General features: G+C 66.6%; 15 protein-coding genes and 3 pseudogenes. 11 read left to right on the forward strand and 7 right to left on the reverse strand.

What is annotated here, in order from left to right:
- Positions 1-63 precede the first annotated feature (63 nt).
- The 7 genes from OR16_RS00280 to OR16_RS00310 all read right to left on the reverse strand — a co-directional run bounded on the left by OR16_RS00280 (position 64) and on the right by OR16_RS00310 (position 7,193).
- Positions 64-783, reverse strand: a complete 720-nt coding sequence (locus OR16_RS00280; protein WP_006155950.1) for an ABC transporter ATP-binding protein — start codon at positions 781-783, stop codon at positions 64-66.
- Positions 780-1,610 carry an ABC transporter ATP-binding protein gene (locus tag OR16_RS00285; RefSeq protein ID WP_006155952.1) on the reverse strand — a complete coding sequence of 277 codons (831 nt, stop codon included), beginning with the start codon at positions 1,608-1,610 and terminating at the stop codon, positions 780-782. Before OR16_RS00285 ends, OR16_RS00280 begins: the two co-directional genes overlap by 4 nt.
- A complete protein-coding gene (locus OR16_RS00290; RefSeq protein WP_006155953.1) occupies positions 1,607-2,530 on the reverse strand; it encodes a branched-chain amino acid ABC transporter permease in 924 nt (307 codons plus the stop codon). Before OR16_RS00290 ends, OR16_RS00285 begins: the two co-directional genes overlap by 4 nt.
- Before the next feature lie 20 nt (positions 2,531-2,550).
- Entirely contained in the window at positions 2,551-3,417 is an 867-nt protein-coding gene (locus OR16_RS00295) for a branched-chain amino acid ABC transporter permease (protein WP_006155954.1), read from the reverse strand.
- A 108-nt stretch (positions 3,418-3,525) separates the two neighbouring features.
- Positions 3,526-4,569 (reverse strand): ABC transporter substrate-binding protein, encoded by a 1,044-nt coding sequence (locus OR16_RS00300; protein WP_006155955.1) that lies wholly within the window; start codon positions 4,567-4,569, stop codon positions 3,526-3,528.
- Positions 4,570-4,749: 180 nt separating this feature from the next.
- Positions 4,750-5,565: an alpha/beta fold hydrolase gene (locus tag OR16_RS00305; protein ID WP_085961260.1), complete on the reverse strand. Its 816-nt coding sequence runs from the start codon at positions 5,563-5,565 to the stop codon at positions 4,750-4,752.
- A gap of 14 nt (positions 5,566-5,579) precedes the next feature.
- Positions 5,580-7,193 (reverse strand): benzoate-CoA ligase family protein, encoded by a 1,614-nt coding sequence (locus tag OR16_RS00310; RefSeq protein WP_006155957.1) that lies wholly within the window; start codon positions 7,191-7,193, stop codon positions 5,580-5,582.
- 241 nt (positions 7,194-7,434) lie between these two features.
- On the opposite strand from OR16_RS00310, the gene OR16_RS00315 reads away from it, so the two are divergent.
- The 11 genes and pseudogenes from OR16_RS00315 (at position 7,435) to OR16_RS00365 (ending at position 18,731) form a co-directional block, all read left to right on the forward strand.
- The gene (locus OR16_RS00315; protein WP_006155959.1) at positions 7,435-8,373 is read left to right on the forward strand and encodes a helix-turn-helix transcriptional regulator; all 939 of its coding nucleotides are present in this window, start codon (positions 7,435-7,437) and stop codon (positions 8,371-8,373) included.
- 100 nt (positions 8,374-8,473) lie between these two features.
- Positions 8,474-10,023, forward strand: a pseudogene (gene boxC, locus OR16_RS00320) (2,3-epoxybenzoyl-CoA dihydrolase).
- 69 nt (positions 10,024-10,092) lie between these two features.
- Positions 10,093-11,517 carry a benzoyl-CoA 2,3-epoxidase subunit BoxB gene (boxB, locus tag OR16_RS00325; RefSeq protein WP_006155962.1) on the forward strand — a complete coding sequence of 475 codons (1,425 nt, stop codon included), beginning with the start codon at positions 10,093-10,095 and terminating at the stop codon, positions 11,515-11,517.
- Between the two features lie 62 nt (positions 11,518-11,579).
- Positions 11,580-12,815, forward strand: a complete 1,236-nt coding sequence (gene boxA, locus OR16_RS00330) for a benzoyl-CoA 2,3-epoxidase subunit BoxA (protein ID WP_006155964.1) — start codon at positions 11,580-11,582, stop codon at positions 12,813-12,815.
- 199 nt (positions 12,816-13,014) lie between these two features.
- A complete protein-coding gene (locus OR16_RS00335) occupies positions 13,015-13,404 on the forward strand; it encodes an MbcA/ParS/Xre antitoxin family protein (protein WP_006155966.1) in 390 nt (129 codons plus the stop codon).
- Positions 13,364-14,044, forward strand: a pseudogene (locus tag OR16_RS00340) (RES family NAD+ phosphorylase); the annotation flags it as partial. The gene OR16_RS00335 and the pseudogene OR16_RS00340, both read left to right, overlap by 41 nt.
- Before the next feature lie 199 nt (positions 14,045-14,243).
- The gene (locus OR16_RS00345) at positions 14,244-14,828 is read left to right on the forward strand and encodes an NUDIX hydrolase (protein ID WP_043417840.1); all 585 of its coding nucleotides are present in this window, start codon (positions 14,244-14,246) and stop codon (positions 14,826-14,828) included.
- Between the two features lie 28 nt (positions 14,829-14,856).
- Positions 14,857-15,591, forward strand: a complete 735-nt coding sequence (gene aat / locus OR16_RS00350; RefSeq protein WP_006155969.1) for a leucyl/phenylalanyl-tRNA--protein transferase — start codon at positions 14,857-14,859, stop codon at positions 15,589-15,591.
- A gap of 66 nt (positions 15,592-15,657) precedes the next feature.
- Positions 15,658-16,468, forward strand: a pseudogene (locus tag OR16_RS00355) (arginyltransferase).
- 100 nt (positions 16,469-16,568) lie between these two features.
- Positions 16,569-17,603, forward strand: a complete 1,035-nt coding sequence (locus tag OR16_RS00360; protein ID WP_006155971.1) for a quinone-dependent dihydroorotate dehydrogenase — start codon at positions 16,569-16,571, stop codon at positions 17,601-17,603.
- 69 nt (positions 17,604-17,672) lie between these two features.
- Complete coding sequence (locus OR16_RS00365; RefSeq protein ID WP_006155972.1) at positions 17,673-18,731, forward strand: aldo/keto reductase; 1,059 nt, start codon at positions 17,673-17,675, stop codon at positions 18,729-18,731.
- Positions 18,732-18,940: the final 209 nt, after the last annotated feature.

Consider the following 18,940-nt stretch of genomic DNA (forward strand, 5'->3'; position numbering starts at 1 on the left):
ACCCAGGAATGGGGGAATATCGGCGTTGCTGCATCGGCACAAATTGTGAACATTTAGTCACAATCAAACCCCCAGATAGCGGTCCAGCAAGCCGGGCTCCACCGCCAGCTCGGCAGCAGGCCCGTTCATGACGACCATGCCCTTCTCCAGTACCACCACGCGGTCGGCATTGGCCAGCACCGTGCGGTAGTTGCGATCCACCACCACGGACGCAATGCCGGTGGCGCGCACGGTGGCAATGACCTGCCAGATCTCGGCGACGATGCGCGGCGCCAGGCCTTCGGTCGCCTCGTCCAGGATCAAGCAGTCCGGGTTGGTCATCAGGGCCCGGCCGATCGACAGCATCTGCTGCTCGCCGCCGGAGAGTTGCTGCCCGCCGTGGCCAAGACGCTCCTTGAGGCGCGGGAACAGGTCCAGCACCCTGGCCTCGTCCCAGTCCATCCGGCCAGACGGTCCTTTGCGTGCCGCCATCAGGAGGTTCTCGCGCACCGAGAGATTGGGGAAGATGCCCCTTCCTTCGGGCACATAGGCCACGCCCAGGCGCGCCACTTCATACGGCTGCGCACGGGAGACATCGCGCCCGCCGGCGAGGATGGTGCCCTCGCGCTGCCGCACGTGGCCAAGCAGGGTGCGCAGCAGCGTGCTCTTGCCCATGCCGTTGCGCCCCAGCAAGCCCACGGTCTCGCCTGTGCCGACGCTGAAATCGATCCCGCGCAGGACATGGCTGCTGCCATACCAGGCATGCACGCCGCGTGCGGCAATCATCCCGTTCTGCGCGCTCATGCCGCTTGCTCCCGATGCAGGGCCGCCCGGTGGGAGATTGCCCCGCTCCCGCCCGCTTCACCGTTTTCGCCCTCCTCGCCCAGATAAGCCTGCTGGACCTCGCGATTGACGCGAATCGCCTCAGGCTCGCCCGAGGCGATCACGGTGCCGTTGACCATGACCGTGATCCGGTCGGCAACCGAGAAGACCGCTTCCATATCGTGCTCGACCAGCAGCACCGCATGGCCATCGCGCAGCGAGCGCAACAGTGCAAGCATGCGTGCCGACTCCTCCGCGCCCATGCCGGCCAACGGCTCATCCAGCAGCAGGACGGTGGGTTGGGTGGCCAGGCACATCGCCACCTCGAGCTGGCGCTTCTGGCCATGCGACAGCGCCGTGGCGACCGTATCCGCACAGCCGGCCAGGCCGGCGCACTCCAGCGCCTCGTCGCCCAGCGCACGGCTGGTGCGGCAACGCTGCGCGCCCTCCCATAGCCGCCAGGCCCGCTGCGCGCGTGACTGCGCAGCCAGGCGGCAGTTCTCGCGCACAGTCAGTGGCAGGAAGATGTTGTTGCGCTGGTAACTGCGGCCCACGCCTTCGCGTGCCAGGCGCGGTTGCGACCAGCCGGTCACGTCGCGCCCCTGCAATTGCAGGGCACCCGACGATGGCGGCAGCTCGCCCGACAGCATATTGATCAGCGTGGACTTGCCCGCGCCATTGGTGCCGATCACCGCGTGAATCTCGTGCAAGGCCAGGTCCAGGTCCACGTCCCCCACCGCGATGAGGCCACCAAAGCGGCGCGTCAGCTTGCGGGCCGACAAGACCGGCGCAGGTACAGGTGCGTTCATCGGGATTCTCCTTCGCGCCGGCGCGCGACGCCACGGGCCAGGCTGATCAGTCCATGCGGCAGCAAGGCCACCGCGACGATGACAAAGCCGCCCATCAGCAACTGCCAGTGCTTGGTCAGCGTGCTGAACCACTCCGCGAGCAATACGAAGGAGAAGGCCCCGAGCACCGCGCCGGCAAGGCTGCCGGCCCCGCCCAGTATCACCATCAGCATGGCATTGCCGGACTGATGCCAGGATGCGATCTCCGGATTGACGAAGCCGTACTGGATGGCATACAGGTAGCCTGCCAGGCCGGCAAAGGTGCCGGCCACCACAAAGGCGCCTAGCTGGTAGCGATAGGTGGCATAGCCGGCGGCGCGCATGCGCTGCTCGTTATGCTTGATGCCCACCAGCGCATGGCCGAAGCGCGAGCGCAGCACCACCGCCAGCCCCGCCACCGTGAGCACCAGCGCGCCCAGCACCAGCCAGTAGAAATGCGTGACGTCGTTCACGTCGAACGGGCGCGCGCCCAGCAGGCCGAACTCGGGGCGGAAGTAGATATAGGTACCGTCGCTGCCGCCCGCGATCTTGGTGTCATGGAAGACGAAATACACCATCTGCGCGAAGGCCAGCGTGACCATGATGAAATAGATGCCGCGCGTGCGCAGCACCAGCGCGCCGACCACCAGCGCCAGCAGCGCCGCGGCGCCCAGCGCGCCCAGCAGCAGGAGCCAGCCGTTGCCGGGACCGGCCTGCGGCGCCATTATCGCGGTGGCGTAGGCCGCCATGGCAAAGTAAGCCGCGTGGCCCAGGCTGACCAGCCCCGTGTAGCCGATCAGCAGCTGCAGCGACAGCGCGAAGATGGCCATGATCATGACCTTCCAGGCCGCCCAGCCAGGGCATGGGTCCGCTGCGCGCGCGCAACGGACCATCCAATGCATTGGTATCGCTCGGCATATCCCTACCCCGCCTTGAACAAGCCCTGGGGTTTCCAGAGCAGGATGAGTGCCATCAGCAGGTAGACCAGCACGCCGGAGGCCTCCTGCCAGAACACCTTGCCGAAGGTATCGACGAAACCCAGCAGCAGCGAAGCCACCATGGCCCCCTTGACCGAGCCGATGCCGCCGATCACCACCACCACGAAGCACACGATCAGCACCTGGCTGCCCATGCCCGGATAGACCGAGGACACCGGCGCGGCGATCATGCCGGCCAGCACCGCCAGGGCCACGCCCAGCGCGAACACGAAGCGATACAGCACGGTGACGTTGATACCCAGCGACTGCACCATCTCGCGGTTGGTGGCGCCGGCACGGATCATCATGCCAAGGCGCGTGCGGCGGATGACCAGGTACATGGCCGCGGCCACCAGCAGGCAGATCGCGGAGATAAACAAGCGGTAGACCGGATAGGTCATGTCGTTGCCTATCGGCAAGGACCAGTCGAGCATGGCCGGCACTGTCACGCCATGTACGTCGTCGTCCACCAGGATGCTGCGCATCTCCTCGAACACCAGGATCAGCCCGTATGTCATCAGCACCTGCTGCAGATGCTCGCGCTGGTAGAGATAACTGAAGAACACCCACTCGAGCACATAGCCGAACGCCACCGCCAGCACAATGCCAAGCGGGATGGCGATCAGCAGGCTGCCGGTCAGCCCGGCCAGCGTGAAGGCCAGGTAGGCGCCCAGCATGTAGAAGCTGCCATGGGCGAGATTGATCACGCCCATGATGCCGAAGATCAGCGTCAGGCCGCTGGCCACGAGAAAGAGCAGCAAGCCGTACTGGATGCTGTTAAGGCACTGAATGAAGAAGGAAACGATATCCATGGATATCCATGCGGCAAAGCGGCAACTCGGTTGCGGTATGCGGCCCCGCCAGCGGGGCCGGACTTCGGCCCGGCGCCCTGGCGGCGGCGGGCCACTGCGTTCAACCGCTCAGAGCCGGCAGCCGCGCGCCGGGTCGGCCAGTGCCTTCACCGCGACGCTGCCCAGCCTGTTCTCGCGGCCATCGACCTTGCGCAGGTAGAAGTCCTGCACCGGGTTGTGCGCCTTCGACAACGTGAACGCACCACGCGGGCTGTCCACCTTGGTCTGCTCCATCGCCTTGATGACCTCGGCCTTCTTGCTCATGTCGCCCTTGACCGCGCTAGCGCCGGCGGCCAGCAACTGGGCGGCGTCGTAGCCCTGCACGGCGTACACGTCAGGCTGCAGCTTGTAGGCCTTGGCGTATTCCAGGCGGAAGCTCTTGTCGCGCGGGTTGGACAGGCCATCGGCATAGTGCAGCGTGGTTTCGATGCCTTGCGCTGCGTTGCCCTGCGCCTCCAGCGTGCCGTCGGTGAGAAAGCCCGACGCGTAGAGCGGAATCTTGTCCTTGAGGCCCGCCGCGGCCCAGTCCTTGACGAACTTCACGGCGCCGCCGCCGGCGAAGAACACGAAGACCGCATCGGGCTTGATTGACGCCACCTCGGTGATCAATGCCTGGAATTCCACGTTGGGGAACGGCAGGCTCAACTCTTTCACGACCTTGCCGCCCTTGGCCTCGAAGGCTTCCTTGAAGCCCTTGACAGACTGCTCCCCGGCGGCGTATTTCCACGTCAGCGTGACCACCTTCTTCATGCCGCGCTCGGCCAGCACGTGGCCCATGGCATAACCCGGCTGCCAGTTCGAGAACGAGGAACGGAAGATGTTAGGGCCGCACAGCGGGCCGGTGGCTTCGTCCACGCCCGCATTGGGGATGATCAGCAGCGTGTTGTTTTCCTTGGCCACCTTGACGATGCCCATCTGCACGCCCGAGTGCACCGTGCCCACCACCACATCGACCTGGTCGCGCTTGATCAGCTTGGTGGCGTTCTCCGGCGACTTGGCCGGATCGGACTCGTCGTCGACCTTGAAGTACTCGATCTCCCGCCCGCCCAGCTTGCCGCCCTGCTCCTGCACGTACATCTTGAAGCCATTCTCGATGCAGCGATGGCAAGGCATGCGGGGGCCAGCCCGCGCGATGTGAAGCGATGCATGGATGTCTCCTGGTGGTCAAGCCGACTTCCGTCGCCTGGGCCGGCATCGCCGCCCTGCGGGATTCCCTCGTCGTGCGCAACATTCGCAGACCTTGCGAGTTGCCAGACGGCGGGAACTGCAGGCCGGCGCGCTGGGGGCGCGGAATTATTTTAGGTATGAAGTATGTGCCGTTATAAACCTGACCGCCGTATCCGTCAACGGCCCAGGCTGGTCGCGGTGTGGCGAGTGGCCGCATCGCGGGAGTTTAAGCAGGACGGTTTGAGGTGCATATCGATGGATACCCTCAATCTGCGCCATGGTGCCGTACTCGTCGTCCTCGCCTTGCACCGCCAGCACAGGACATTGAATCTGCGACAGCAGCGGATGCAGGTCGAAGGCGCGGAACGCGGGATCGAGCCAGATATCGTTCCAGCCCCAGAAGGCGGAATCCACGTCGTCGTGATGGCGCGCCAGCTTGCTGCGCAGGTCCGTTTGCAGATAGGTCTCGCGGGTGGCCCGGATGCTGCTCACCGAGAGATCCTCCACCAGGATGTGCGGCGCCAGCACCGTAATGCCATCGACCGCCTGCGGGAAACTCGCGGCATGAATCAGCGCGATCGAGCCGCCGTCGCTGTGGCCAAACAGCCAGGGCTTGCCACGTTTGCGTCCCGGCCCGATCTCGAGTGCATCGAACAGCGCCGGCAGCGCCTCGCGCGCCTGGCGATGCATGAAGTCGACGCCCCACTTTTCCGGGGCGGGACGCGGGGTGGAACGCCCATAGCCATAACGCGACAGCACCAGGCCGCGAAAGTCGCCGGCCTCGCACAGCGCGGCCGGATAGTCGCGCCACATGCTGATCGAACCCAGCCCCTCGTGCAGGAAGACCACCAGCGGGCGCTCCTGCCGCTGCGGCCGCAACCACTGGATCTCTACCTGGATACGGCGGCCGTCAAACGGAATTTCCACCAATTCGCTTTGCATGCCCTTGCCCTTCATCATCGGTCGGTCGTTGCCGGCACGATTGCCGGCTCCGGGGCCGCGCCTTCGGCCGCCGCGCGCACAGCCTCCTCGCGCTGGCGCAGCCGGAAGCGCTGGATCTTGCCGGTGGCCGTCTTCGGCAGTTCAGCCACGCACTCGATCTGGCGCGGGTACTTGTAGGGCGCGAGGCGCGACTTGACGAAGGCCTGTAATTCCAACGCCATGCCATCGTGCCAGGACTGGCCCGGGCGCAGCACCACGAAGGCTTTCGGCTTGACCAGTTCGTCGGCGTCGGCCACACCGATCACCGCCGCCTCCAGCACGGCCGGGTGCAGGGCCAGCACGGCCTCGACCTCGAAGGGCGAGACATAGATGCCGCCCACCTTGAGCATATCGTCGCTGCGCCCTGCGTAGATGAAGTAGCCATCGGCATCCTGCAGGTACTTGTCGCCGCTGCGGGTCCAGGCGCCCACGAAGGTGTCGCGGGTCTTCTCGCGGTTGCCCCAGTACATCAGCGCGGCGCTCGGGCCCTTGATAAAGAGGTCGCCGATCTCGCCCGGCGCGCAGGGCTGGCCCGCTTCATCGAGCAGCTTCAACGCATAGCCGGGTACCGGCTTGCCGGTGGTGCCGTAGCGCACGTCGCCGGGAAAATGCGCGCGGAAACGGTCGCCGATGTCCTTGGGCAGCGCCTCGCCCGCCGAGGTGCAAACGCGCAGCGCGACGTCGGGGCGCGACGGCAGGTCACTCGCGGCCAGCATGCCGGCATATAACGTGGGCACGCCGCAGAAAACCGTGGGGCGCTGCTCGCGCAGCCGGCGGAACACCGCTTGCGGCGTGGGGCGTTCGGCCATCAGCACGGTGGTGGCGCCAACCGCAAGCGGAAAGGTCAGCGCATTGCCCAGGCCGTAGGCGAAGAACAGTTTCGCCGCGGAAAACACCACATCGTCTTCACGCAGGCCAAGCACCTGGCGTGCATAGAGATCGGCGGTATGGAACAGGTTGCCATGCGTGTGCACGGTGCCCTTGGGGCGCCCCGTGGAACCGGACGAATACAGCCAGAAGGCGATGTCGTCCGGCCGGGTGGCGGCAGCGCCTTCGCGCGGCACGCCCTGCCCGGCCATGTCGGCCACGCTCGGCCCCGGGCCTGCGCTGCCGGAATCCGGTGCGGCGAGGATCAGCGCGGGTGCGATGCCCGCCTTGGCAATGGCATCGCGCATGATGGTAGCCAGCGGCGCCGAGACCACCGCCGCGCGCGCGCCGCTGTGCTCAAGCATGAAGGCGTAATCGTCGACGGTCAGCAGCGTATTGACAGCCACAGGCACGACCCCGGCCAACAGGCAGCCGAGGAACACCGTGGGGAAATCAATGGTGTCGAGCGCGCACAGCAGCAGGCGCTCCTCGGGGCGAATCCCGGCGTGCAGCAGCGCGGCGGCAAAGCGCCGGCAGCGCTGGTCCAGCGCGGCGAAGCTGAGCGAGCCGGCATCGTCCACATAGGCGATCTTGTCGGCGCGGCCCGCCGCCAGGTTGCGCGACAGCAAGTCGGCGGCGGCGTTATAGCGGGCCGGCAGTACTGAAATGGCCGCGGCGGCCGCATCGGCCGCCGGGGACGGGGATGCAATGGGGGGCGTCATGTCTCCACTCCTCGATGCCGCCCCCCGGTCGCGCTTCGCCGTGGGAACGGAGTCAGGTTTGTTGTGATTTCTTGTTTTTCTTGTTGACCTTCATTTGCCGATGCATTTTATTGCATATCAACTATTATGCAAGCAGAGAAATGCACTATATAACACGAAGGCCGCGTCCCTTATAATCGCAACCCCAATCCCGGCCCCACCGGCGCCGCCCGATCCCTCGCCCTATCACAACCCGCCCGCCATGCGCCGCGATCCAGACCCTCTGCTGGCCCCCGATTCCTCCGACGCCCGCCCTGCCGGCGAGCGCGACCCCTACCTGACGCAACTCGGCGAGCGCATCCGCTCACTGCGCGCGGCGCGGGGCATGTCGCGCAAGGACCTCGCGCGCGGCGCGGAGGTGTCCGAGCGCTACCTCGCCAACCTGGAAACCGGCACCGGCAATGCGTCCGTGCTGCTGCTGCGCCAGGTGGCGCGCGCGCTGGATGTGCCACTGCCGGTGGTGCTGGCGGAGATGGAAACGCAGCACGCCGCAGGCGGCCAGCCAGCCTCCGAGTTCTCGCAACTGGTGCAGTGGCTGGCGCAACTGCCGGCGGCAGACCTGTCACGCGTGCGCGAGGCTTGCCACCATGCCTTGGCGCCCTCAGCCTCCCATGACGCGCGCCATCGCCGCATTACGCTGATCGGGCTGCGTGGCGCCGGCAAATCCACGCTCGGGCGCGCGCTGGCCGCGGCCATGGAAGTGCCCTTTGTCGAACTCAACGGCGTCATCGAGCAGGAAGCCGGCGCCAGCCTGGCCGAAATCCACTCCCTTTACGGCCAGGCCGCCTACCGCCGCTACGAGATGCGCGCGCTCGAGCGCGTGCTGCGGGAGAACGACCGCATGGTGCTGGCCACGCCCGGCAGCCTGGTCTCCGAGCCCTCCACCTTCAACCTGCTGCTGGCGCGCTGCTACACGGTCTGGGTAAGGACCTCGCCCGAGGAACATATGGCGCGGGTGGTGGCGCAGGGCGACATGCGCCCGATGGAAGGTAACCGTGAAGCCATGGACGATTTGCGCCGGATCCTGCTGGCGCGCACCCCGCTGTACTCCCGCGCGGACGTGACGATCGACACCAGCGGCCAGGATCCCACCACCTCCCTGCAAGCCTTGCGCGCCCATCTTCGCGTGATTGGTGCGTGATCGGCACCTGAACATCGCGCAAGGATTGCACCGGCCGGCGTTGTGCACTATATTTCATCGCAAGGGATGATCGACAATATAATGCATAAAGGAGACCACGATGTCAGCCCCGGCCGCCCCCACCGCCACCGAGCAAGCCCCCGTCACTTTTGAGCGCGACCCCGCGCAGTACCGCCACTGGAAACTGACGTTCGCAGGCCCGGTGGCCAGTACGCACCGTGATCCTCACCAGCGCCAAGGACCGCATTTTCTGCTCGGGCGCCAACATCTTCATGCTCGGCAAGTCATCGCACGCCTGGAAGGTGATTCTGCAAGTTCACCAACGAGACCCGCAACGGCATCGAGGACGCCAGCCGCCACTCGGGCCTGAAGTTCATCGCGGCCTGCAACGGCACCACCGCCGGCGGCGGCTACGAACTCGCGCTGGCCTGCGACGAGATCGTGCTGGTCGACGATCGCGCCTCGGCCGTCAGCCTGCCCGAAGTGCCGCTGCTAGGTGTGCTGCCGGGCACCGGCGGGCTCACGCGCATCACCGACAAGCGCCGCGTGCGGCGCGACCACGCCGACATTTTCTGCACCACGACCGAGGGCGTGCGCGGACAGCGGGCACACGACTGGAAGCTGGTCGATGCCGTGGTCAAGCCGGCGCGCTTCGCGGAGCATGTGCAACAGCGCGCGCTTGCGCTCGCCGCGCACAGCGACCGGCCCGCCGACCAGGATGGCGTGAAGCTCACGCCACTGTCGCGCAGCCAGGATGCGCATGGCTACCGCTATGACACGGTCCAGGTGCACATCGACCCGCGTGCCCGCAAGGCCACGCTGACGGTCTTCGGCCCGGCCAAGCACCAGCCGCAGGCGCTGCCCGCGATCCTTGCCGCCGGCGCCGAGTGGTGGCCGCTGAAGATGGCGCGCGAGCTCGACGACGCCATCCTCACGCTGCGCGCCAACCATCTCGACATCGGCCTGTGGATCCTCAAGACCGAGGGCGACCCCCATCAGGTGCTGGCCACCGATGCGTTGCTGGATGCGCATGCCGGCCACTGGTTCGTGCGCGAAACCATCGGCATGCTGCGCCGCACGCTGGCGCGCCTGGAGGTTTCGTCACGCACGCTGTTTGCGCTGATCGAGCCGGACTCCTGCTTTGCCGGCACCTTGCTGGAACTGGCCTTGGCCGCCGACCGCAGCTACATGCTGCACCTGCCCGACGCGCCGGACGACGCGCCGCGCGTGTTCGCCAGCGCCGCCAACTTCGGCCGCTATCCGACCGTCAACGGACAGACCCGGCTGGCCGCGCGCTTCTATCAGGATGTGGTGGCGATCCAGGCCGTGCAGGACCATATCGGCGCGCCGCTCGACGCCCTCAACGCCGCCTCGCTCGGCCTCGTCACTGCCACGCCCGACGACATCGACTGGGAAGACGAGATCCGCATTGCCATCGAGGAGCGGGCCAGCCTGTCGCCGGACGCCCTGACGGGACTCGAAGCCAACCTGCGCTTCGGGCCGGTGGAGACCATGGAGACCCGCATCTTCGGCCGCCTCACCGCCTGGCAGAACTGGATTTTCAACCGGCCTAACGCGGTGGGCGAGCAAGGCGCGCTCAAGGTGTTCGGCTCGGGCAGCAAGGCCCGCTTCGATTGGGACCGCGTCTAAGCCGGTTTGCCCATTCGCATTTGGGCCGGCCATCCACGCAACACAAGAACAAGACAAGGAGACAACCCCGTGAGCATCGACTACAGCCAGAAGATCCCGAACAACGTCAACCTGTCCGACGACCGCGCGCTGCAGCGCGCGCTCGAACATTGGCAGCCCGCCTTTCTCGACTGGTGGCGCGACATGGGGCCTGAAGGCTCGCAACAGCACGATGTCTACCTGCGCACGGCGGTTTCGGTCGATCCTTCCGGCTGGGCGCACTTCGACCACGTCAAGATGCCGGACTATCGCTGGGGTATCTTCCTCCAGCCCGCCGACCCGGCACGCCGCATCCATTTCGGCGAGCACAAGGGCGAAGCGGCCTGGCAGGAAGTGCCGGGCGAGCATCGCGCCAACCTGCGGCGCATCATCGTCACCCAGGGCGATACCGAGCCGGCCTCGGTGGAGCAGCAACGCCACCTGGGCATGACGTGCCCCTCGCTCTACGACCTGCGCAACCTGTTCCAGGTCAACGTGGAAGAGGGCCGCCACCTGTGGGCCATGGTGTATCTGCTGCATCGCCATTTTGGGCGCGACGGGCGGGAAGAGGCCGAAGCGTTGCTGGGCCGGCGCTCCGGCGACGAAGACAACCCGCGCATCCTGGGCGCCTTCAACGAGCGCACGCCGGACTGGCTGGCCTTCTTCATGTTCACCCACTTCACCGACCGCGACGGCAAGTTCCAGCTTTGCGCACTGGCCGAATCCAGCTTCGACCCGCTGGCGCGCACCACGCGCTTCATGCTGACCGAAGAAGCCCACCACATGTTCGTGGGTGAATCCGGCATCTCCCGCGTGATCCAGCGCACCTGCGAAGTGATGCGCGAGCGCGATATCCAGGATCCCGCGGACGTGCGCGCCGCGGGCGTGATCGATCTCGAGACCATCCAGCGCTACCTCAATTTCCACTACAGCGTGACCATCGACCTGTTCGGGGCCGACCAGTCGTCCAACGCCGCGACCTTCTACAGCGCCGGGCTCAAGGGCCGCTTCGAAGAAGGCAAGCGCGGCGACGACCACATGCTCAAGGGCGACGTGTACCGCATCCTTGATGTCACCGACGGCCGCCTGGGCGAGCGCGAGGTGCCCATGCTCAACGCGCTCAACGAGGTGCTGCGCGACGACTATGTCAAGGACACGCTCGGCGGCGTGGCGCGCTGGAACAAGGTGATCGAGAAGCATGGCATCGCATTGCGCATGACAGTGCCGCACAAGGCGTTCAACCGCAAGATCGGCAGCCTGGCCAACGTCCATGTCTCGCCCGCGGGCGAGTTGCTCACCGAAGCGCAATGGCAAGCCGGCGAGCGCGAGTGGCTGGCGACCGACGAGGATCGCGCCTTCGTGGCCTCGCTGATGGGCCGGGTCACCGAGCCCGGCAAGTACGCCAACTGGATCGCCCCGCCGATGGTGGGCGTCAACCGCCAGCCGATGGACTTCGAATACGTACGCTTCAACTGACACTGCCAACATGCGGCGCAGCGGCGGCGACAGACCGGCCGCGCGCCAAGGAGACCAAAGCGATGGGCGCCCCCGACATCATCAAGCAGCACCTGATCGACCCCGAGATCTGTATCCGCTGCAACACCTGCGAAGACGCCTGCCCGATCGACGCGATCACCCATGACGAGCGCAACTACGTGGTCAGGGCCGACGTGTGCAACGGCTGCGGCGCCTGCCTGGGGCCATGCCCCACCGGCGCCATCGACAACTGGCGCACGATGCTGAAAAGCGAGGCGTACCCGATCGAGACGCAGTTGCTGTGGGACGAACTCCCCGCCAGCCTGCCCCTGCCGGCAGACGTGGAGACCGGGACCGCGCCGGATGCATCCTTGCCGGAAACCGGCCAAGAGCCGCAAACCCAGCAGGTGGAAGCCAGCCGCCACACCTCGCCCAAGGCGCCATGGTCGGCGGCGCATCCGTACGTCAACCTGCACGGCGTGCGCGCCCCCGTCACCGCCACCGTGGCCGGCAACTATCGCCTGACCGCCGAAGACGCATCGAGCGACGTGCATCACCTCGTGCTGGACTTTGGACAGCACTTTTTCCCGGTACTGGAAGGCCAGGCCATCGGCATCGTGCCGCCGGGCACCGACGCAGCCGGCAAGCCGCACTACATCCGCATGTATTCCATCGCCAGCCCGCGCGACGGCGAGCGGCCGGGCTACAACAACCTAGCGCTGACGGTCAAGCGCGTCGAGCAGGATCACGAAGGACGGCCGGTGCGCGGCGTGGCATCCAACTTCCTGTGCGACCTCGCTCGTGGCGACGAAGTGCGCGTGGTCGGCCCGTTCGGCAGCACCTTCCTCATGCCGAACCATCGCGAAGCCAGCGTCATGATGATCTGCACCGGCACTGGCTCGGCGCCCATGCGCGCCATGACCGAGCGCATGCGGCGCAACCTGGCGCAGTTCGACGGGCAGCGCATGCTGTTCTTCGGCGCCCGCAATGCGCGGGAACTGCCCTACTTCGGCCCGCTGATGAAACTGCCGCCGAGCTTGCTCGATATTCATTTCGCTTTCTCGCGCGATCCCGGCCAGCCCCGGCGCTACGTGCAGGACGCCATCCGCGAAGCCGGCGCGCGCGTGGCGGGGCTGCTGAACGACCCGCATGGCCACGTCTATATTTGCGGACTCAAGGGGATGGAGGACGGCGTGCTGGCCGCGTTCGGGGAAGTCTGCGCCGGCGCCGGGCTGGCCTGGCGTGAGCTGGAAACCACCATGAAGGCTGAGGGACGGCTGCATATCGAGACGTATTGATTCCGCGGGGAGCCCACTCCCCGCTCCCCGCGCCCCGCGCCCAACGCGACGCAGCCCGCAGCAGAAAAATCGCTTACAGCACAAGCGCCCCTTTCGCAGCGGGCCAAGCCGCTGAATCATGCAGATGGCGGCGGCGTTTTACTGCTTCCCTTACGAAACGAGCCGCCTATAATGTTTCTGAAGAAACAGGAGCAAGGCGATGCAACCCAGGCAAGTCCCCGAGCATCTTCCTGCCGGTAGTCCGGACCCCGGCACCACCCTCACCAAGGCGGTCATGCGCGCGGCCGGCTTCCTTGGCATCAGCCAGGCCGGCGTGGCCAATGTGCTGGGCATCAGCACCGCCTCCGTGTCGCGCATGGGTTCCGGGGGCTATGTGCTCGATGCGCACCGCAAGGAATGGGAGTTCGGCGTGCTGTTCGTCCGCCTGTTCCGCTCGCTCGACGCCATCCTCGGCCACAGTGACCAGGCCCGCCTCTGGCTGGCCAACGAAAACCTGGCGTTGGGCGGCAAGCCGCTTGACCTGATCCGCACAACCGAGGGCCTGGTACGTGTCGTTCACTATCTGGATGCCACCCGCGGTCGCATCTGAGCGCAAGCCGTTTGCGCTCACGCTCTGGCGAGCGGTAGAGGCCCAGCACGTCGTGTCGACGATGCCGCTGGTCGACAGCCTGGAGGAGCAAGCCGTGCTGGAAGCTGTGCTCGACGCCCGCAAGCCTGCGGTGCCCGCCGACGCACGCCACCTCCACTACCTGCTGTTCACGCCCTTTCGCTACCCGCCCTCGCCCTGGGGCTCGCGCTTTCGTGCCGAGCAGGATCCCGGTGTGTTCTACGGTGCGGACGACATCCGCACCGCCTGCGCCGAGCTTGGCTACTGGCGCTGGCGCTTCCTGCTGGACAGCCCGGCACTGCCGCGCATCGACGCCCGGCCCCACACCTTGTTCCAGGTCAGCGTGCGCACCGAAGGCATCGCGCTCGATGCACCGCCCTTCTCCGAGGACGCAGCGAAGTGGACCGACCCCGACCAATATGAGGCCTGCCAGGCCCTGGCCCGCACGGCGCGCGAGGCCGGCATCGGCATGATCCGCTACACCTCGGTGCGCGACCCGGAGCACGGCGCCTGTGGCGCGCTGCTGACCCCACGCGCCTTCGCCGACCCGCAGCCGCGCGCCACCACCACCTGGATGCTGACCGTACGGCAAGACCGGGTCATCTGGCAGCGCGATGACCTGCTGCTAAACGCCTGCATGCCAATGCAGTCACGGTCGAATGCAAAGCAAACCAACGCCCAATACCGGGCGTTTTTTTTTGTGCGCCGGGCGCTCGACTTCGGTGCGATGCCGCGCGCGACCCCACCCCAAACTAGCATTCCACCCCCGGCAGCCCCCATCGGCGGTGATACACTTTCGCCATTCCTCCCGGACGCCCCTCATGAAATTCTGCTCGAACTGCGGCCATGCGGTCGTGCTGCGCATCCCAGAAGGCGACACGCGCCTGCGTTCAGTGTGCGACAACTGCAGCACCATCCACTACGTCAACCCGCGCAATGTGGTCGGCACCATTCCCGTGTGGGAGGACAAGGTCCTGCTGTGCAAGCGCGCCATCGAGCCGCGCTACGGCTTCTGGACGCTGCCTGCCGGCTTCATGGAGATCGGTGAGACCACCGCGCAGGGCGCCGCGCGCGAGACGCTGGAGGAAGCCGGGGCACGGGTGCAGGTGGGCGAACTGTTCTCGATCCTGAATGTGCCGCATGTGCATCAAGTGCACATGTTCTACCTGGCAACGCTGGAGGACCTGGACATCTCGGCGGGCGAGGAGAGCCTGGAGGTGAAGCTGGTCGAGGAAGCCGATGTGCCCTGGGACGAACTGGCCTTTCCCACCGTGATCCATTCGCTGCGCTGTTTCTTTGCGGATCGCGCGGCGGGACGGCTGGCCGACGGCACCTTCCGCCTGCATAGCCTGGATATCGACAAGCCGATGCGCCCGCTGACCACCCGGGCCACGGTCGAACCCTGAACACGGGCAAGCTGCCCGCACGCCCCGCATGATCACCTGGCTGGATCCGCATGATCCGTTCCCGCCGGTCGAGCGTGCGCTCGGCCCGGGCTCCGATGCGCCCGGCTTGCTTGCAGCCAGCCGCGAGCTGTCAGCCCAGCGCCTGTTGCTGGCCTACCGGCAAGGCATCTTCCCCTGGTACGCCGAAGGCCAGCCGGTGTTGTGGTGGAGTACCGATCCCCGCATGGTGCTGCCGCCGCAGGCGCTGCGCGTTTCCAGCACCTTCCGCAAGACGCTCAAGCGCGTGCTGCGCGATCCCGACTGGGAAGTCCGCGTCGACGACGACTTCATCGCGGTGATGCAGGCCTGCGCGGAAACCCCGCGCGATGGCCAGCACGGCACCTGGATCACGGAGGACATCATTGCCGCCTATGGTGCACTGCATCGTAACGGCTTGGCCCATTGCGTGGAGACCTGGTACCAGGGCGAGCGCGCGGGCGGCTTGTACGGCGTGGCGCTCGGGCGGATGTTCTACGGCGAATCGATGTTCGCGCGGCGCACCGATGCCTCCAAGATCGCCCTGGCCGCGCTGTGCGCGTTCCTCGGCAACCACGACGTGGCGATGATAGACTGCCAGCAGGAAACCGATCACCTGGCTTCGCTCGGGGCGAGTCCCATCCCGCGCGCGGAGTTCGCGGCCCATATCCGCATCGCCACCCGCCAGCCGGATATCGTGCCGTGGGGCTTCGACAAGACCGTGCTGCAAAGATGGACGCAGACGTAAGGTGCAAGACGTAGCGCGAACGGCGTTTCCTCGCGTTGTTGTTTCATCCCTGGCCGTTGCAGACCCATGAGCAAGCTAAAGGAACTACCCCTTTCCGCGCTGCAGTTCTACGCTACGGCACCCTACGCTTGCAGCTACCTCGATGGCCGCATGGCACGCTCGCAGGTGGCCACGCCCGCCCACCTGATCAACGCCGATGTCTATTCGCGGCTGGTGCGCGCCGGCTTCCGGCGCAGCGGCATCTTCACCTACCAGCCGCGTGGTGGTGGACCAGTTCCGCCCGGACCGCAGCCAGCGCCGGGCCTGGCGCCAGCACGGCAGCCTGCAGGCGCTGGTGGCGCCGCTGACCTATGTGGAAGAGCATTATTCGCTCTACCTGCTGTACCAGTCGATGCGCCACGCCGGCGGCGGCATGGACCAGGACAGCCGCGACCAGTACGAGCAGTTCCTGCTGCAAAGCCGGGTCAACTCGCGGCTGGTTGAATTCCGCGAGCCGCCGGGCTCGCCCGAGGCCGGGCGGCTGCGCATGGTCAGCATGATCGATGTGCTCGACGACGGCCTGTCGTCGGTCTACACCTTCTACGATCCGCTGGAGGTGCACGCCAGCTACGGCACCTACAACATCCTGTGGCAGATCCAGCAGGCCCGCGAGCTCGCCCTGGCGCACCTGTACCTTGGCTACTGGATTGCCGATAGCCGCAAAATGGCCTATAAGGCGCGCTACCAGCCGCTGCAGGTGCTGACCGCAAACCAGTGGCGAGCGTTCGATGGGGCGCCGGAGTCGCCGCGGGATGCAGCCACCGCCATGGCGTCGCCCACCGCCGTGCCCGTCGTTCCGCCGCAGCCCGGCGAGCAAGCCCCGCAAAACAACCTGTAGCGGATAGCCTGCGCAGTTCGCGCCCGCCCCTGGTGGCCGTACCCGATCCGGCCCAACCGTTACAATGCCGCCTTGGTCACGACTTCCAAGCTGATTCCCTGTGCTGAACGCGCTCTACCCCCTGTTTCGCCCCGCCCTGTTCTCGATGGATGCGGAGGACGCTCACCATTTCACCCTCAACAACCTGCTCCGCGCCAAACGCATGGGGCTGGCGGGCTGCATTGGCAATACCATCGCCGATGACCCGCGCACGGTGATGGGCGTGCGCTTCCCCAACCCGGTTGGCCTGGCCGCCGGGCTCGACAAGGATGGCGCGTACATCGACGGGCTGGCCGCCTTCGGCTTCGGCTTTATCGAGGTGGGCACCGTAACGCCGCGCCCGCAGGCGGGCAACCCGCGTCCGCGCATGTTCCGCCTGCCGCAGGCCGATGCGCTGATCAACCGCATGGGCTTCAACAACGGCGGCGTGGATGCCTTTATCGCCAACGTGAATGCCTCGCGCTGGAAGGCCGAAGGCGGCGTGCTGGGCCTGAATATCGGCAAGAACGCGGATACGCCGATCGAGCGCGCGGTGGACGATTACCTCCACTGCCTGGAACGGGTCTACCCGCACGCCAGCTATGTCACCGTCAATATCTCGTCGCCGAACACCAAGAACCTGCGCCAGCTGCAGGGTGCCAGCGAGCTCGATCACCTGCTTTCCACGCTCAAGGATGCGCAGCAACGCCTGGCCGACAAGTACAAGCGCTACGTGCCTCTCGCGCTCAAGATTGCCCCGGACCTCGACGCCGACCAGATCGGCAATATCGGCGACGCGCTGGTGCGCCACCGGATCGACGGCGTGATCGCCACCAACACCACCATTGCCCGCGACGCCGTCAAGGGCCTGCCGCATGGCGAGGAAGCCGGCGGGCTGTCGGGCCGGCCGGTGTTCGAGTCGTCCACGCGGGTGGTCAGGGGCCTGCGCGCGGTGGTTGGGGACGCGGTGCCCATCGTGGGCGTGGGCGGCATCTTCAGCGGCGCCGATGCGCAAGCCAAGATCGCGGCCGGCGCGCAGCTGGTGCAGGTGTACAGCGGGCTGATCTACCGCGGCCCGGTGCTGGTCAAGGAATGCGCCGCCGCGCTGCGCGCCTGACAGCGCCGGCCCTGAGCCGGCCCCGAGCCGGATTTCGCGCCTTATCACCCTAGCCTCACAAGGATAGCCATGGAAACCACCCGTCTTGGGCGCAGCGACCTGCAGGTCTCGCGCATCTGCCTCGGCACCATGACCTTCGGCGAGCAGAACACCGAAGCCGAAGGCCATAGCCAGCTCGACTACGCGGTGTCGCGCGGCATCAACTTCATCGATACCGCCGAGATGTATCCGGTCAAGCCTCGCGCCGAGACCTATGGCAGCACCGAACGCATCGTCGGCACCTGGCTCAAGCGCCAGCAGCGCGAGCGCATCGTGCTGGCCACCAAGGTAGCCGGCCCGGCGCGCATGCCGTGGATCCGCAATGGCGGCGACCTGACCCCGGACAGCATCCGCGCGGCGGTGGACGCCTCGCTGGCCCGCCTGCAGACCGACTACATCGACCTGTACCAGATCCACTGGCCCGCTCGCAACGCGCCCATTTTCGGGCAAAAGCAGTTCGATCCGGCCAATGAGCGCGAGTGCGCCTCGATCCAGGCGCAGCTCGAAGCCATGGGCGAACTGGTGCGCGCGGGCAAGATCCGCTATGTCGGCGTCTCGAATGAAACGCCGTGGGGCGTGGCCGAGTTCGTCAAGCAGGCTGAGCTGCACGGCCTGCCGCGCATCGCCACTGTCCAGAACCCGTACAACCTGCTGAACCGCAGCTTCGAGCAGGGCCTGGACGAGGCGTGCTTCCGTACCGACGTGAGCCTGCTGGTGTACAGCCCGCTGGCCTTTGGCCAGCTCACCGGCAAGTACCTCGGCGGCGATCTCGCCCACCCGGTGTTCGACGCGCACGCCAAGGGCCGCCTGACGCGCTTCCCGCCCGACTGGAGCCCGCGCTACCTGCGCCCGGAAAGCCTGGCCGCGGCCGCCCGCTATGTGACGCTGGCACGCGAACATGGCCTCTCGCCGGCAACGCTGGCGCTGGCCTGGAGCTACTCGCGCTGGTTCGCGGCGAGCACCATCGTCGGCGCCACATCGCTGGAACAACTGCGCGAGAACATCGATGCCTGGCAAACGCCGCTGCCCGAAGCGGTGACTGCGGCCATTGCCCGCATCCACGCCGAAATCCACAATCCGGCGCAGTAACGTTTCCGCGTTCAAGGCACCCGCGACGGTGCGCCACCCGGAGCCGCCCATGGCGTGCTCCGGGCTTGCCGTTTTCCCCCACCGACCAGCGGGAACGGGGCAAAACAAGGCAAAAATCGCCTCGAAAATGGTATCCTCGCAGGCTTATCGCCGTCGTATCCGCTGTACAAGAGCGTCCTCCAGCCTGCCGCCTGGCGTATCGCCCACAC

It is taken from the genome of Cupriavidus basilensis OR16 (assembly GCF_000243095.1).
Classification (GTDB): domain Bacteria; phylum Pseudomonadota; class Gammaproteobacteria; order Burkholderiales; family Burkholderiaceae; genus Cupriavidus; species Cupriavidus basilensis_D.

Bases quoted from the DNA above. Each gene is read 5' to 3' on its own strand.
- OR16_RS00280 (WP_006155950.1), bottom strand. From the start codon at position 783: ATGAGCGCGCAGAACGGGATGATTGCCGCACGCGGCGTGCATGCCTGG.
- OR16_RS00285 (WP_006155952.1), bottom strand. From the start codon at position 1,610: ATGAACGCACCTGTACCTGCGCCGGTCTTGTCGGCCCGCAAGCTGACG.
- OR16_RS00290 (WP_006155953.1), bottom strand. From the start codon at position 2,530: ATGCATTGGATGGTCCGTTGCGCGCGCGCAGCGGACCCATGCCCTGGC.
- OR16_RS00295 (WP_006155954.1), bottom strand. From the start codon at position 3,417: ATGGATATCGTTTCCTTCTTCATTCAGTGCCTTAACAGCATCCAGTAC.
- OR16_RS00300 (WP_006155955.1), bottom strand. From the start codon at position 4,569: ATGCCTTGCCATCGCTGCATCGAGAATGGCTTCAAGATGTACGTGCAG.
- OR16_RS00305 (WP_085961260.1), bottom strand. From the start codon at position 5,565: ATGCAAAGCGAATTGGTGGAAATTCCGTTTGACGGCCGCCGTATCCAG.
- OR16_RS00310 (WP_006155957.1), bottom strand. From the start codon at position 7,193: ATGACGCCCCCCATTGCATCCCCGTCCCCGGCGGCCGATGCGGCCGCC.
- OR16_RS00315 (WP_006155959.1), top strand. From the start codon at position 7,435: ATGCGCCGCGATCCAGACCCTCTGCTGGCCCCCGATTCCTCCGACGCC.
- boxA (WP_006155964.1), top strand. From the start codon at position 11,580: ATGGGCGCCCCCGACATCATCAAGCAGCACCTGATCGACCCCGAGATC.
- OR16_RS00335 (WP_006155966.1), top strand. From the start codon at position 13,015: ATGCAACCCAGGCAAGTCCCCGAGCATCTTCCTGCCGGTAGTCCGGAC.
- OR16_RS00345 (WP_043417840.1), top strand. From the start codon at position 14,244: ATGAAATTCTGCTCGAACTGCGGCCATGCGGTCGTGCTGCGCATCCCA.
- aat (WP_006155969.1), top strand. From the start codon at position 14,857: ATGATCACCTGGCTGGATCCGCATGATCCGTTCCCGCCGGTCGAGCGT.
- OR16_RS00365 (WP_006155972.1), top strand. From the start codon at position 17,673: ATGGAAACCACCCGTCTTGGGCGCAGCGACCTGCAGGTCTCGCGCATC.